Origin of the sequence: Microvirga sp. 2MCAF38 (assembly GCF_052115485.1) — a bacterium.
Lineage (GTDB): Bacteria > Pseudomonadota > Alphaproteobacteria > Rhizobiales > Beijerinckiaceae > Microvirga.
The window spans coordinates 328,469-343,339 of record NZ_JBFRGU010000005.1 but is presented as its reverse complement, the minus strand read 5'-3'; the positions used below and the strand labels follow the sequence as shown (position 1 = coordinate 343,339).

General features: G+C 59.5%; 14 protein-coding genes. 6 read left to right on the top strand and 8 right to left on the bottom strand.

Annotated features, from left to right (window positions below; translation table 11 throughout):
* Positions 1-80 precede the first annotated feature (80 nt).
* The 4 genes from AB4072_RS13260 to AB4072_RS13245 are packed head-to-tail and all read left to right on the top strand — an operon-like array spanning position 81 to position 3,957.
* Positions 81-1,601 (top strand): phosphomannomutase/phosphoglucomutase, encoded by a 1,521-nt coding sequence (locus AB4072_RS13260; RefSeq protein ID WP_441968496.1) that lies wholly within the window; start codon positions 81-83, stop codon positions 1,599-1,601.
* A gap of 48 nt (positions 1,602-1,649) precedes the next feature.
* Positions 1,650-2,873 (top strand): glycosyltransferase family 2 protein, encoded by a 1,224-nt coding sequence (locus AB4072_RS13255; RefSeq protein WP_441968494.1) that lies wholly within the window; start codon positions 1,650-1,652, stop codon positions 2,871-2,873.
* Positions 2,870-3,271 carry a GtrA family protein gene (locus AB4072_RS13250; RefSeq protein ID WP_441968493.1) on the top strand — a complete coding sequence of 134 codons (402 nt, stop codon included), beginning with the start codon at positions 2,870-2,872 and terminating at the stop codon, positions 3,269-3,271. The genes AB4072_RS13255 and AB4072_RS13250 overlap by 4 nt, the downstream gene beginning before the upstream one ends.
* Entirely contained in the window at positions 3,268-3,957 is a 690-nt protein-coding gene (locus AB4072_RS13245; protein ID WP_441968492.1) for a methyltransferase domain-containing protein, read from the top strand. The genes AB4072_RS13250 and AB4072_RS13245 overlap by 4 nt, the downstream gene beginning before the upstream one ends.
* 100 nt (positions 3,958-4,057) lie before the next feature.
* Here the strand turns inward: AB4072_RS13245 and AB4072_RS13240 are convergent, their stop codons facing one another.
* The 6 genes from AB4072_RS13240 to AB4072_RS13215 all read right to left on the bottom strand — a co-directional run bounded on the left by AB4072_RS13240 (position 4,058) and on the right by AB4072_RS13215 (position 10,163).
* Positions 4,058-5,815, bottom strand: coding sequence for an ABC transporter substrate-binding protein (locus AB4072_RS13240; protein ID WP_441968490.1), 1,758 nt, complete (start codon positions 5,813-5,815; stop codon positions 4,058-4,060).
* A gap of 91 nt (positions 5,816-5,906) precedes the next feature.
* Positions 5,907-6,191 (bottom strand): DUF2160 domain-containing protein, encoded by a 285-nt coding sequence (locus tag AB4072_RS13235; protein WP_441968489.1) that lies wholly within the window; start codon positions 6,189-6,191, stop codon positions 5,907-5,909.
* Positions 6,192-6,201: 10 nt separating this feature from the next.
* Positions 6,202-6,978: a carbohydrate ABC transporter permease gene (locus tag AB4072_RS13230; RefSeq protein ID WP_441968590.1), complete on the bottom strand. Its 777-nt coding sequence runs from the start codon at positions 6,976-6,978 to the stop codon at positions 6,202-6,204.
* 110 nt (positions 6,979-7,088) lie between these two features.
* The gene (locus AB4072_RS13225; RefSeq protein ID WP_441968487.1) at positions 7,089-7,985 is read right to left on the bottom strand and encodes a carbohydrate ABC transporter permease; all 897 of its coding nucleotides are present in this window, start codon (positions 7,983-7,985) and stop codon (positions 7,089-7,091) included.
* The gene (locus tag AB4072_RS13220; protein ID WP_441968485.1) at positions 7,982-9,067 is read right to left on the bottom strand and encodes an ABC transporter ATP-binding protein; all 1,086 of its coding nucleotides are present in this window, start codon (positions 9,065-9,067) and stop codon (positions 7,982-7,984) included. The genes AB4072_RS13225 and AB4072_RS13220 overlap by 4 nt, the downstream gene beginning before the upstream one ends.
* Positions 9,068-9,077: 10 nt before the next feature.
* Positions 9,078-10,163, bottom strand: a complete 1,086-nt coding sequence (locus AB4072_RS13215; protein ID WP_441968484.1) for an ABC transporter ATP-binding protein — start codon at positions 10,161-10,163, stop codon at positions 9,078-9,080.
* Positions 10,164-10,659: 496 nt separating this feature from the next.
* Between AB4072_RS13215 and AB4072_RS13210 the strand changes: the two genes are divergently transcribed.
* The gene (locus tag AB4072_RS13210) at positions 10,660-10,896 is read left to right on the top strand and encodes a hypothetical protein (RefSeq protein WP_441968482.1); all 237 of its coding nucleotides are present in this window, start codon (positions 10,660-10,662) and stop codon (positions 10,894-10,896) included.
* A gap of 9 nt (positions 10,897-10,905) precedes the next feature.
* On the opposite strand, the gene AB4072_RS13205 is transcribed toward AB4072_RS13210, so the two are convergent.
* Positions 10,906-11,469 (bottom strand): cold shock domain-containing protein, encoded by a 564-nt coding sequence (locus tag AB4072_RS13205; RefSeq protein WP_441968480.1) that lies wholly within the window; start codon positions 11,467-11,469, stop codon positions 10,906-10,908.
* Between the two features lie 165 nt (positions 11,470-11,634).
* Here AB4072_RS13205 and AB4072_RS13200 point away from each other — a divergent pair, with 165 nt between their 5' ends.
* Entirely contained in the window at positions 11,635-12,300 is a 666-nt protein-coding gene (locus tag AB4072_RS13200) for a dienelactone hydrolase family protein (RefSeq protein WP_441968478.1), read from the top strand.
* Between the two features lie 83 nt (positions 12,301-12,383).
* Here the strand turns inward: AB4072_RS13200 and AB4072_RS13195 are convergent, their stop codons facing one another.
* On the bottom strand, positions 12,384-14,627 hold the full coding sequence (locus AB4072_RS13195; protein WP_441968476.1) for a cadherin domain-containing protein: 2,244 nt from the start codon (positions 14,625-14,627) through the stop codon (positions 12,384-12,386).
* Positions 14,628-14,871 lie beyond the last annotated feature (244 nt).

The following is a 14,871-nucleotide window of genomic DNA, read 5'->3' as shown; positions in this document are numbered from 1 at the left end:
GTGACACCCCAAATAGCCGATGCTTGAAAGACTTTTCCGCCTATTATAGGCCTATGCCACTTTTCAATCGGGAATTCCTCATGTTCGTTAAGCCCTTGCCGGACGTCCGCGTGAATACGCTCGCCTTCGAGAACACGCCGCTGGTGAAGCCGACCGGGTTTCGCGAATATGACGCCCGGTGGTGGTTCGGGCATCCGAGCTCGGACGTCGCGCCTGAGCTTAACCTCATGGGCGTCCAGGCCCTCGGCATGGGCCTCGGCACGCTGCTCGGCCAACTCGGCGTGAAGCGCGAAATCGTCGTCGGCCACGATTTCCGGGGCTATTCCATGGCGATCAAGATTGCGCTGACGCAGGGGCTCATGGCGGCGGGGTGCAAGGTGCACGATATCGGGCTGGCGCTCTCGCCCATGGCTTATTTCGCCCAGTTCGCCCTCGATGTTCCGGCCGTCGCCATGGTGACCGCATCCCACAACGACAATGGCTGGACCGGGGTGAAGATGGGCGCGCAACGCCCCGTCACTTTCGGCCCCGAGGAAATGGGACGCCTCAAGGAAATTGTCCTTTCCGGCACTTTCGAGATGCGCGAGGGCGGCAGCTACCATTTCGTGAAGGATTTCGCGGCGACCTACACCGCTGACCTGACCGACCGCCCGCGCTTCAAGCGCAAGATCAAGGCCATCGTCGCCTGCGGCAACGGCACGGCAGGTGCTTTCGCGCCGCAGATCCTGGAAGCGCTCGGCGTCGAGGTAGTTCCTCTGAACGTCGATCTCGATCACACCTTCCCGAATTACAATCCAAACCCCGAAGACATGGAAATGCTTCATGCCATGGCTGCGGCGGTGAAGGAGCACAAGGCCGATATAGGCCTTGGATTCGATGGTGATGGGGACCGTTGCGGCGTGGTCGACAATAACGGCGACGAGATTTTCGCCGACAAGATCGGCGTCATGCTGGCGCGCGATCTGTCCAGCATCCATGCGAACGCGCAATTCGTGGTCGATGTGAAATCGACCGGCCTGTTCTCATCGGATCCGGTTCTGATCGCGCAAGGCGCGAAGACCGATTATTACAAGACCGGCCATTCCTACATCAAACGCCGCGTGCGGGAATTGAATGCTCTCGCCGGGTTCGAAAAATCGGGTCATTTCTTCTTCAACGCCCCCGTGGGCCGCGGCTATGACGACGGGCTCGTCACAGCCATCGCGGTTCTCGACATGCTCGATCGCAACCCGACGAAAACCACCGCCGATCTGTATGCGGACCTACCCAAGACCTGGGGCTCGCCGACCATGTCGCCCCATTGCGCGGACGAGGTGAAATACGATGTGGTGGAGCGCGTGACGAAACGGTTCAAGGCCATGGCTGAGGCAGGCGAACAGATCGCAGGCCATGCGATTGTCGAGGTGAACACGGTCAACGGCATCCGGGTGCACACCGCGGATGGAACCTGGGGCCTGATCCGCGCCTCGTCCAACAAGCCGGAGCTCGTTGTCGTCGTCGAGAGCCCGGCCTCGGAAGAGCGTCTGCGTGCCATGTTCAAGGGTGTGGATGCGATCTTGCGCGAGAACCCGGAAGTCGGCGCGTATAATCAGACGATCTAAGGCCGAACTTCATCCTCGTGATCGCTGCTCTTCAATTAAGGACCGACCATGTTTGATGCCGAGGCAAAGGGCGTCCAGACTCCAGGCACTGGCACGGCGGCCAGGAGCAGCGTCGAATTGACGATCCTCATGCCTTGCCTGAACGAGGCGGAAACCATCGCGCAATGCATTCGCAAGGCCAACGATTTTCTCTCTCGGCACAAGATCGCCGGTGAGGTTCTGATCGCGGATAACGGCAGCACCGATGGCTCGCAGCTTCTTGCCTCGGAACTTGGTGCTCGTGTGGTGCCGATTTCCGAGCGCGGCTATGGGGCGGCCCTGATGGGTGGGATCGAGGCCGCGCGCGGCACCTACATCATCATGGGCGACGCTGACGATAGCTATGACTTCTCGAATCTGCTGCCCTTCGTCGAAAAGCTGCGCGACGGCGCCGATCTTGTAATGGGCAATCGCTTCAAGGGAGGGATCGCGCCGGGAGCCATGCCCGTTCTGCATCGCTATCTTGGAAATCCAGTCCTGAGTTTCATTGGGCGTCTGTTCTTCAATATTCCCGTGAACGATTTCCATTGCGGCCTGCGCGGCTTCAGAACGGACGCGATCCGGAATCTCGGACTTCAGACAACCGGCATGGAATTTGCCAGCGAGATGGTGGTCAGAAGCGCTCTCAGCTCGCTCGCGATTGCCGAGGTGCCGACGACACTCAGCGTCGACGGGCGCTCGCGCGCACCGCATCTGAAGACTTGGCGCGATGGGTGGCGGCACCTCAAGTTTCTGCTGATGTACAGCCCTCGCTGGCTGTTCCTCGTTCCTGGGGCCGTTCTTGTCGGTGCGGGATTGCCGCTTGTCGGGATTCTCGTTCAAGGTCCCGTTCGGTTCGGCGCGAATATCGCGCTCGACGTAAACACCTTCATCGCCGCTTGCTTCCTCGTGGTCCTGGGCGTTCAGTTGATCGTCCTTGGCGCCATTGCGCGCATGTTCGCCAGCAGAGCCGGGTTTCTGCCCCAAACCTCGCGGGCGAAGCGGCTCCTGGGATGGCTTTCCACCGACCGGTTGGTTCAAATCGCAATCATCTTGTTCCTGGCGGGCCTCAGTGGAACCTTGTGGGCCGTCAAGCAATGGTCGGATGTCGGTTTCGGCCAGCTGCCGTCGTATATCGTTCCGCGGATTCTTTTGATTTCCCTCTGCACCGTCCTCATCGGGGTTCAAACGGCCTTTGCGGCGTTCCTTCTGGGTGTCATCGAGATTCCCTTCCGTCGTAAATCGCTGTCATGAATCTGCGCGCGATGACCCTCCTCGGGAAATGGCAATTTTCCCGCTACACGATGATCGGCGCTTCAGCCGCCGCCGCTTACGTCGTCATTGCAACGGTGCTGGGATCGTTCTTCAGCCTCGATCTGTGGGTTTCGAGCGCCGTCGCGTATGTGACGTGCATCCCGTTCGCCTATCTCGGGCAGAAAAAGCTGGCGTTCAAATCCGACCGGCCGCACTCCTTCGCGTTTCCGCGCTATTGCGGTGTGCAGATCACCAACACGATTGTCTCTTCAGCGCTGTCCGCTGTGTTCTCCCGGATTCCCGACCTACCCGCATTCGTGGTCTTCGCCGTCTCAGGGGCAATGGTTGTCGGCGCAAACTATGTCTTCTTGAGTCGTTGGGCTTTCAGACCGCAATGAGCAGATTCGCAAACGCGCAATACAACCTCGCTTCTGCCGGAAGTCTTTCCGTTCGGGTTGCGGCCCGCGTCCGACGCCGCATGTTTCTGACCTTCATGGAGTCCCTTCGCCCGAGGGCCGATGCAACGCTCCTCGATGTCGGCGCGACGTCGGACACGTCGTACGAATCTTCCAACTATCTGGAAGCGCTCTACCCCCATAAGGACAAGATAACGGCATGCGGGGTCGACGACGCGTCGCATCTGGAGATCGCTTATCCCGGCGTGAAGTTCGTCCACGCGGATGGGCTGAACATGCCGTTCGCGGACCGGTCTTTCGACTTCGTACACTCTTCCGCCGTTCTCGAGCATGTCGGCTCCGCCGACAATCAAGCGCGTTTCATTTTCGAATGCGCACGCGTGGCCAAAAGCGGCTTCTTCCTCACGACGCCGAACCGCTGGTTCCCCATCGATTATCACACGCAGTTTCCCCTCCTGCACTGGCTGCCCAAGCATTGGCATCGTGCCGTACTGACAAAGCTCGGACATCCCTTTTTCGCCAGGGAAGAAAACCTGAATCTGATGACAGCCGGGGAATTGCGCGAGATCGCCGCGCGTCTCAAAGGCTACCGCGTGCGTCTTGAAACGGCTTCGTTACTCGGTTGGACAAGCAACCTTCTGCTCGTTGGCGAGCGCATCACCGATTGAGCGGAACAGGCCTGCCCACGTTCTTTAAGAATAGCCGCGGGGCTCTTCGCGCAAAGAAAGAGGGGCTTTCGCCCCTCTCCCTTCAAATCCGATCCGACGATCAGCTGCGCTTCGGCGGCGAAGCGGGCCAGCTCTTGATGAGCGTGTCGTAATCGATGGTCTCGCCCTTCGGCTTTTCGTTCGCCAGCTTGCGCTGCGGAGCGATCGTGCCGGAGGCTTCGGCCTTCTTGAACCATTCCTCGGCCGAGGTCTTCGGGTTCAGCTTCGGACCGCACTCGCCCTGCACGTTGGCGCGCTCGAGACGGCCGAGCACTTCATCCTGCGCGGCTGCAAGGGCGTCCATGGCCTGTTGCGGCGTCTTCGCACCGGACGAGGCATCGCCGATGTTCTGCCACCAGAGCTGAGCCATCTTCGGATAGTCCGGGATGTTGTTGCCCGTCGGGGTCCACTGCACGCGCGCGGGCGAGCGGTAGAACTCGACGAGGCCGCCGAGCTGCGGTGCGCGATCCGTGAAGCTCTTGTCCCAGATATCGCTTTCGCGAATGAAGGTGAGGCCCACATGGCTCTTCTTCAGGGACACGCTCTTCGAGGTGACGAACTGGGCATAGAGCCAGGCCGCCTTGCGGCGCTCGACGGGGGTCGACTTCAGCAGGGTCCAGGAACCGGCATCCTGGTAACCGAGCTTCATGCCGTCCTTCCAATAGGAGCCCTTCGGTGAGGGCGCCATCCGCCATTTCGGCTTGCCGTCGCTGTTCATGACCGGCAGGCCAGGCTTCACCATGTCGGCGGTGAAGGCCGTGTACCAGAACATCTGCTGGGCGATGTTGCCCTGCGCTGGCACGGGCCCGGATTCGGAGAAGGTCATTCCGGCCGCCTGTGGCGGAGCATATTTCTTCAGCCAGTCCAGATATTTGGCGATGGAATAGACCGCCGCCGGGCCGTTGGTGTCGCCGCCGCGATCGATGGAGGAGCCCACCGGACGGCAGCCTTCCATGCGCACGCCCCACTCATCCACGGGGAGGCCGTTCGGAATGCCCTTGTCGCCGTTTCCGGCCATGGAGAGCCAGGCATCGGTGAAGCGCCAGCCGAGCGACGGGTCTTTCTTGCCGTAATCCATATGGCCATAGACCTTGACGCCGTCGATGTCCTTCACGTCGTTGGTGAAGAATTCGGCAATATCCTCATAGGCCGACCAGTTCACCGGCACGCCGAGATCGTAGCCGTATTTGGCCTTGAACTTTTCCTTCAGGTCCGGCCTCTGGAACCAGTCGTAGCGAAACCAGTAGAGGTTCGCGAATTGCTGGTCCGGCAGCTGATACATCTTGCCGTCGGGCGCTGTGGTGAAGGATTTGCCGATGAAGTCCGCGACATCCAGCGTCGGCAGGGTCACATCCTTGCCCTCGCCCGCCATGAAGTCATCGAGCGCGATGGCCTGCTTGTAGCGGAAGTGGGTGCCGATCAGATCGGAATCGTTGACCCAGCCGTCGTAGATATTCTTGCCGGACTGCATCTGGGTCTGGATCTTCTCCACCACGTCGCCTTCTTGAATGAGGTCGTGGGTGAGCTTGATGCCGGTGATTTCCGAGAAGGCCTTCGCCAGCGTTTTGGCTTCGTATTCATGGGTCGTGATGGTTTCGGAGACGACGTTGATCTCCATGCCGGCGAAAGGCTTCGCGGCATTCACGAACCATTCCATCTCCTTCAGCTGTTGATCTTTGCTGAGCGTCGAAGGCTGGAACTCGCCGTCGACCCATTTCTTCGCCTCGTCCATGCCGGCAAGAGCCCCACCGGTACCGAGCACGAGCGCAAGCGCACTCGCGGAAACGAGCAGCCTCAAGTGTCCTTGAGGTTTTATCATGACTTCCTCCCAGGTTTCATAAAACCGGCCTCTGGAGCCGGCCATTTCCCTTCGGCCTCTTTCAGCCGGAGAGTCCTTTGGGTCTTTCTCTTCACACGAAGCGGAACACCGCCGCTGCGTAGAGAAGAGAAAGACCAAGCGCCCACCACAACAGATCGGGCCCCATGAGCCCGAGCCATGCGATGTTGATGAAAGCGGAGCCGAGAAGCGAAATGAACAGACGGTCGCCGCGCGTGGTCGGAATGCGCAGCACGCCGACCCGTTCCGTTTCCGGATAAAGGATGGCGAGCACGATCATCAGAAGAAGAAGCGATGCGATGACGGCGAAGAAGATCGCCGTCTGCCACGTCCAGGCCATCCAGGCGAAATCGGGCATGGCTCTCTCCTCAAACCCGCCCAAGGGCAAAGCCCTTGGCGATGTAGTTGCGGACGAACCAGATCACGAGCGCGCCGGGCAGGATGGTGAGTACGCCCGCCGCCGCCAGCAAACCCCAATCCATACCGGCGGCCGAGACCGTGCGCGTCATCGTCGCCGCGATGGGTTTGGCGTTGACGGAGGTGAGAGTCCGCGCGAGCAGAAGCTCGACCCATGAGAACATGAAGCAGAAGAAGGCCGCGACACCGATGCCCGACGCGATCAGCGGCATGAAGATCTTGATGAAGAAACGCGGAAAGGAATAACCGTCGATGGCAGCGGTCTCATCGATCTCACGCGGGACGCCCGACATGAAGCCTTCGAGAATCCACACGGCGAGCGGCACGTTGAACAGACAATGCGCCAGGGCCACCGCCCAAGGGGTGTCGAACAGGCCGATGGCCGAGTAGAGATTGAAGAAAGGCAACGCAAACACCGCCGCAGGCGCCATGCGGTTCGACAGCAGCCAGAAGAACAGGTGCTTGTCGCCGAGGAACCGGTAGCGCGAGAAGGCATAGGCCGCCGGCAACGCGAGCGAAATCGAGAGCAGCGTGTTGATGACGACGTAAGACAGCGAGTTGATATAGCCGCCGTACCAACTCGGATCGGTAAAGATCTTCCTGTAATGCTCGAAGGTGACCTCGCGCGGCCACAGGGTCATGGTGGTCGAGATTTCCGTGTTCGTCTTCAGGCTCATGTTGATGAGCCAATAGATGGGCAACATGAGGAACAGGAGATAGAGGGCCATCACGATCACACGAGCGTTGATCCGAGAGGTCGCCAATGCCCGATTGACCGCACCCTGCCCCGCTCCGCTCACATCGCCCGTCCGGGCGGACCTGATGACGACGGCGTCGCTCATGCCTCGACCCTCTCGGCTTTCGCGTCCGCGCTCGTCATCACGGTGTAGAACACCCAACAGACGGCGAGGATGATGAGGTTGTAGACAAGCGACATGGCTGCCGCCTTGCCGAGGTCGAACTGACCGAGCGCGAGCTTGACGAGATCGATCGACAGGAAGGTGGTTGCGTTGCCCGGCCCACCGCCCGTGAGCACGAAGGGTTCCGTGTAGATCATGAACGAATCCATGAAACGCAGGAGCACGGCGATGAGCAGAACGCGCCGCATCTTCGGCAATTGAATGGTGCGAAACACCGCCCAGCGTGACGCGCCATCGATGCGCGCGGCCTGATAATAGGCATCGGGGATCGATTTCAGGCCCGCGTAACACAGGAGTGCTACAAGGCTCGTCCAGTGCCACACATCCATGACGATGAGCGTGATCCACGCATCCAACGAATGGCCGGTATAGTTGTAGTCGATGCCGAGATTGTTCACGGTCCAGCCGAGAAGGCCGATATCGCTGCGGGCGAAGATCTGCCAGATGGTGCCGACCACATTCCACGGGATGAGAAGCGGCAACGCCATCAGCACAAGGGAGAAGGCAACACCCCAACCCTCGCGCGGCATGGCGAGCGCGATCGCAATGCCGAGAGGGATTTCAATCGCCAGGATGATTCCGGAGAACAGGAGGTTTCGCCAAAGCGAGTCGAAGAAACGCCCGCCGAGTTCCTTCGAGGGATCAAGTAGCTCCTGAAACCAGCCGACCCCATTCCAGAAGAACTGATTGTTTCCAAAACTGTCCTGAACCGAATAGTTCACGACGGTCATGATCGGCAGAACCACCGAGAAGGCGACCACGACGAAGACCGGAAGAACCAGGAACCAGGCTTTGTTGTTGACGATCTTCGTCATCGCGCATCACCGGTTACGAGGTGTCCATCGGCGTAGATGTGAACATGGCGCGGATCGAACGTGATGGAAGCCTCACCGCCATCAATCGTCAGATTTTCAGGAACGCTTGCGGCGAGAGAGCGCCCTGCCATCTCGACCCGGGCGATACGAGCGCGGCCGATATCGTCGATGCGCTTCACGTGCACGGGAAGCCCTGCTCCTTTCGGCTGCAATTGCAGGAACTCTGGACGAATTCCGAGCTCGATGCGCTGGTTTTGCCGCAAGCTCGAATAGGCTTGTCGCAACGCGATAGTATTGTCCTCAACGAAGGCGGTGGCGCCCTCGACACGGCACGGCAACACATTCATGCCGGGAGAGCCGATGAAATGGCCGACGAAGGTATGCGCCGGGCGCTCGAAAAGCTCTTCCGGCGCCCCCGTCTGCACCACCGCCCCGTCATGCATCACCACGACCTTGTCCGCGAAAGTCAGCGCTTCCGTCTGATCGTGCGTCACGTAGATCATGGTGATGTCGAGCGCGCGGTGGATCTCCTTCAATGTCGAGCGCAGTTGCCATTTCAGATGCGGATCGATCACGGTAAGCGGTTCGTCGAACAAAATCGCCGCCACATCGGGCCGCACAAGGCCGCGCCCGAGCGAGATCTTCTGTTTCATGTCGGCGGTGAGATTGTTCGCCTTCCGGTCGAGCACGCGAGTGAGATCGAGGAGATGCGCGATCTCCTCGACGCGGACCGCCGTCTTATCTCGTGGCACGCGGCGGTTCTTGAGCGGAAAGGCGAGATTTTCACGCACGCTCATGGTGTCGTAGACCACCGGGAACTGGAACACCTGCGCGATGTTGCGAGCCTCTGTCGGCAGATCCGTCACATCGCGGTCGTCGAAGAGAATGCGCCCGCGCGTGGGGCGCACCAGGCCGGAGATGATGTTGAGAAGCGTGGTCTTGCCGCAACCGGAAGGGCCGAGCAGCGCATAGGCCCCTCCCTGGTCCCACACGTGATTGATTTCTTTCAGCGCATAATCCTGCGGACCTTGCGGATCGGGCCGGTAGGCGTGGGCGAGATGATCGAGAGTGATGCGCGCCATCGTTCTCTCCTCACGCGACTTTCAGCAAAGCGGAAGCCACGAGGCCGCCCGCTCCGTCGAACAGGAAGAGATGGCGCGGATCGAGATAGGCCGTCACCGAGGATCCCGGCTCAAGTCGTTTCACGCCGGGGACCAGCGCCACGAAACGGCGCTCGCCGGAATCGAGATGGATGAAACTCTCCGACCCCGTAATCTCGGCAACCGAAACGGTTGCGGGAATCGCGACACCGTCGCCGCCGAAGGGCTCGAAACCCAAGTGATGTGCGCGAAAGCCGACCGTGTATTCGCCGTCGGGCACGGCGGCGAAGACTCCCGCCGCCCGTGTCCCGCCCCCGGTGCTGAGAGAAACGGCCGCACCTTTCTTTCGCGCAATGAGCGTATTCAATGGCGGATCCGAGAACACGCGCGCGCTCGTCAGGTCCTGCGGCTGACGATAGACCTGTGGCGTCACGCCGAACTGGATGAGGCGCCCCTGAAAAAGGGTCGCCGTGTTTCCGCCGAGAAGCAGCGCCTCCTGCGGCTCTGTCGTCGCATAAACGAAGATCGCGCCGGAGGCCGCGAACACGCGCGGCAATTCCTCGCGCAATTCCTCGCGCAGCTTGTAATCCAAATTGGCCAAAGGCTCGTCGAGCAAAACGAGATCCGCCCGTTTCACCAAAGCCCGCGCGATCGCCGTGCGCTGCTGCTGACCGCCGGACAGGTTCAAGGGTTTACGGTCGAGGTAAGGTTCGAGCTTGAGAAGCTTCGCCGCATCTCTCACGCGCGCTTCGATTTCCGAGGCTGCAAGCCTCGCCACGCGAAGTGGCGAAGCAATGTTCTCGTAAACGCTGAGCGAGGGGTAGTTGATGAATTGCTGATAGACCATCGCCACGCTGCGACGCTGCACCGGCCAACCGGTCACATCCTTGCCATCGACAAGAACTCGTCCGCTCGTCGGCGCGTCGAGGCCTGCCATCAGCCGCATGAGGGAGGTCTTGCCTGCGAGCGTTGCCCCGAGCAGTACGTTCAGCGAGCCGCGCTCAAGGGTGAGCGAGACGCCCTCGATAAAGGTCTCCGCGCCAACCTTCCTGCCGACATGATCGAGAACGAGCGTCATCGCGAACACTCCGACGGCAATCGGCGGGCGATCCACATCGCGGCGAATCGCCGGGTTGCCGCCTGCGCGGTCACAACCTCAAGCACTGTCGTGCAGAGCCTAGCCACCAAGCGTTTCTCCCTCAGGCACTGGGTTCGAGCCCGACCTGTTTATGAGAGGAGCCTAGGTTGGCAATAAAAACAGCGCAAGAGTTTGTGACCAGCTACTCAACAAGCTTATTGCCAAGCTTGTGACGCAACTCTCATCTTGAATGATGAAATAACCGGGCTCGAATACCAAGAATCGCCCTTCGCAATTGCGAAAATTTTACTTGGCGATCATTTCAATGACGAATCCATGGTTGCAGTTTAGCAAGCATGGATTGCAACGAAAGTATAAGAACTGCGGGCGATTTCTTTCACAGGCCGACAGGTCGTGGAAACACCGCCCGCAAGCGCCACGACAGCGTCACGCTATAGAGGTTAGCCATGTTGTCTCTTCCAGAGGCGGGATGCGCATGGTCACAGACCTTTACGATAGTGCCGATCAGGTTCGGGTGCAGCGCATGATAAGCGCCGGCTCCATCAGGATCGCGGCCTATCAGGTGCGGGACCCTAAAACAGATTGCTTCGGCAGCCTGCAATTTCACATGAGCTGCGAGGAAGCAGCCATAAGCTCCATGAGCGAAAACGCGGCGCAGTTGTTCGTGCAATTCGTGCAGGAGACCTTGTCCGGAAAAACGGACGACGAGTGACGCCAACCGTTACGGGCCACGCTTTCCAAGAAGGCTGACCGTGCTGGCCTGCGGCCCCTTCTCTCCTGCCTCCTCCGCGAACGTGACGCGGACACCGGGGGCGAGCTTCGCAAAGGCGTCGCTCAGGACACTGTTCTTGTGAAAATAGATCTCGCGGCCGTCCGCGGTCTCGATGAAACCATAACCCTCATCGGGATTGACCCGCCGTACGATCCCCACTGGCGAGGTCTCATGGGCTTTGACTTCACCTCGCATCTCTCGCACCGCGTCCTGGAGGCGACGGCGCGCACGTCGGAAAGCATCGCGGACGGCAAAATGCGGATCGGAGAAGCGCTCGTCCGTTGAGGGCGTCCGCTCGACCACCACGTCGCGGCCGTCCGGCAAGACAATATGGATGTGGATCTCGTAGAGCCCTCCGGTGCGGTGGCGCTGGCTCGGTGCTTTAACGACGACGCGGCATGCGGTGATCCGGTCATAGAGTTCCTCGAGACGCGCAATGTCGTCCTCGATGATGGTCCGCAGGTGCTCCGAGGGCTCGGTGCCCTGGAAATCAATCTGAGCCTCTATCCGCATGATGCCCGATCCTTCTTCACCCGCGTGAAAAATCGACAGAGGACCGATTTCGGGCGAGCGAGCGCAATCGTTGCGCAAAGTCGTCTGCCCGCAACGTGGGCTCATCCGCCTGTGTTGCATTGACGAATGTCAAGAAACGACGTTACGGGCGAGATACGTTCGCTTATGCAACAAATGCGCACGCGCACCGTCCTTGTCGGTTCGTCACGATTACCCGGAACATTGACGGAGCCGGAAAATTGTCGGGGCCTCGTTGTCTTCGCCCATGGAAGCGGTTCGAGCCGTCTCAGTCCACGAAATACCTTCGTGGCGGAGCAGTTGAACAGTAAGGGCTTCGCCACGCTTCTGTTCGATCTTCTCAATGAAGAAGAAGCGAATGATAGACGAAACGTCTTCGACATCCCTCTTCTGGGAGGTCGCGTTCTCGAAGCGGTTTCATGGGCGACGGATCAGCCCGATCTGAAGGTTCTTCGGCTCGGAATCTTCGGCGCGAGCACCGGCGCAGCCGCCGCCCTCGTCGCAGCGGCGAAGGCCCCCGATCTCGTCGCGGCGGTGGTCTCGCGCGGCGGTCGCCCGGATCTGGCAGACCGCTTTTTGGAAGGCGTTCGCGCACCCACTCTGCTGATCGTTGGCGGCGACGATCAAGAGGTGTTGGAACTCAACCGCGCGGCGGAACAGCGAATGAGCTGCCGGAAGAGCTTAACGATCGTCCCCGGCGCATCGCATCTCTTCGAAGAGCCGGGGACGCTCGCGAAGGTCGTCTCGGCGGCATCACGTTGGTTCGACACACATCTTGCAAGAGCGGGTCTCGACGAGGCGACGATCCAATGACGCAATGAGATTCGAGCGACGGCAAAAGCAAAGCCCCTCTCAGCCAGAGCCGAAGAGGGGCGGGATAGGTGACGCAGGAAGCATCAGATGATGTAGAAATCCTTGTGCGTCATCTTGAGCTTTTTTGGGAGCGTGGCGATCTTGACCTGCGCGGCGGAGCCGGTACCGTCGGCGTCATAGTAGAGCGCGCCGGTCTTCTTGTCGTAGATGATGCGGTCATTCGCATCGTGCGCTGCGGCGCCGGCATAAAATTCGCTCGACTTCAACACGCCCTTTTTGGTGATCTTCTTGAAGATCGACTTGGCGAGATGGATCGTGTCGTCCTTCACGGAGAAATCCACGATCTTGTCGACGTTCGTCTTCTTGTTCGGCTTCGTGTCGAAGACAAAGATGTCTTGTCCGTCGCCGCCGTAGAGAATGTCCTTGCCGGCACCGCCATAGAGCTTGTCGTTGCCCGCTTCGCCACGCAACGTGTCGTTGCCGGCATAGCCGTAGATCATATCGTTGCCGGCCTCGCCCTGCAGGAAATCGACGCCCGGCGTACCGTAAAGGGTGAAGGGCGTCGTCTCGACCACGTCGAGCACATTGATCGTAAAGACCGAGGTCGAGGTGCCCCCAAACGGGTCCGACGCCCGCACGGTGACGCTGTGTTGCGCCTTCGTCTCGAAGTCCAGAGGACCGGTCAAGACGAGCAAATTGCCGTCGATCCGAAACGGTCCGTCCGAAGCATCCAGAGTGTAGGTGAGCGTGTCATGCTCCGCATCGGTTGCCGAGAATGTCGCGACGATGCTTGAGACGAGGGTGTCTTCCGAGATCTGATTTGTAGAAATGACCGGTGCCGTGGGCGCGGTGTTGGTGCCCAGCAACACGGTCCGATCGGCAAACCTAAGAACCTCGATATCGCGCAGGGTATCAGTGCCGTCGGGACCCGCAACCGTGACGGTTCCGTTGCTGTTGTTCGTCACCGTGTATTTTGCATAAGCGTCGGTATAAACCGCCATGTCATGCAAACCGCCACCGCCCTCGAGAATATCGTTGCCACCATATCCTTTGAAAGTGTCGTTAAAAGCCGTGCCGTAATAATGATCATCGGCTGACGTTCCATCGACCGTGACAGCCGCCGTGCGTGGATCGATGATCTGACCCTTGATGTCGATCTTGTCGGTGCCCGACCCGATGATATTGGTCCACGATACCATGATGCGGCCATCGGCAAGAGTCGTGAGTGCCGGGCCGGTCTGGGCCTCGTAGCCGTCAGGCCCTTGCGGGATCGCGATGTGGTAATCTCGATCCAAGGCCACGCCGGTCTTGGAGAATATCCGGATGCGGGCCATGTCCTTGTCGTCGACCGTCCCCAATTTGCGATCGTTGTAGAGCACGGCAAAGCCGCCATCGATCAGGGCTGTCACCGACGGTTGGATCTGGTCGCCCACGGTCGCAGTATTGACCTGGAAATCGGTTCCGACCAGCGAACCGTCGGCATTGATGATTTGTGCCCGGATCGACTGGCCGGAGCCATCGCCGCTGGCCGCGTCCCCATGGACATAAGTGACAACCATACGGCCGTCGGAGAGTTTCGCCACCGAAGGACTGGTTTGGTTTCCCGTCGAAGTCGTGTGGGCAACGACATTGTCCCGTACGACTACACCCTCTTTCGTCAAGATCGAGAAAGCGATGTTCTTGGGATTGTAGCCAGGCTCACCTTCCCAAGCCGAATTAAACTGAACAATATTTCCATTATCGAGGGCAACAACAGCTGTACCACCCAAGGCGCCTAGATCTCCAACGCCCTTTTGGTAGTTTTTCTCAAGAGCCGAATTCTTAATAGTAAAACGAACATTCATTGGACCACCCGGACCAGTTTCGAAACCGACAGAAAAGCTTTCATTGTCGATGACGGAAATGGCAGTTCCGCGGTCATAGCGTATCTGCCCGGGTGGTACGTCAAGGACCAAAAAATCGGGGGCTGTCGGCGTTCCGTTTGAGTTGAAGATTGAAGCGCGCGCATTGGACATTGCATTAATGGAAGGCTTCTCCGTCCACGCGACCACAAACCGACCATCCGGGAAGACCGCCACCGTTGGCGTAACCTGATCGCCTAGCGTTGTGCTGTTGACGAGAAATTCATTGCCGCGGTTTGTCCCATCGGCATTGAACAACTGCCCGCGAATGGCGCGGCCGCTGGTATCGCCGCCGGAGACGCTCAAATCTTCCCAGACGGCCACGAAGCCGCCATCCCTGAGAGCCGCCACTTTCGAATTGTGCTGTATGCTGGTCGTGGTGGAGTTAAGCGTAAAGGAAGAACCCCAAAGGGCGGGCGTTGCCATGTTTGTCTTTCCCGGAAATCGATATGCCGTTGCAATTGATCCGTAAATGCCATGATTACGTTTCGTCTTCCCTGTTCAAACAACCAGGATTTCGGAACGAGCCGCCTCTTTGTTCACGGAGCGACGCTCGACGTGTGATCGCATCCCGACCAGAGGATCGCGGCTGCGATTGGTCATGACCACCTGTTCCGACAGCAGTGGCAGACAACAGGGCTTCGACGCGGAAAAGCAGTTCTGGGTAGAG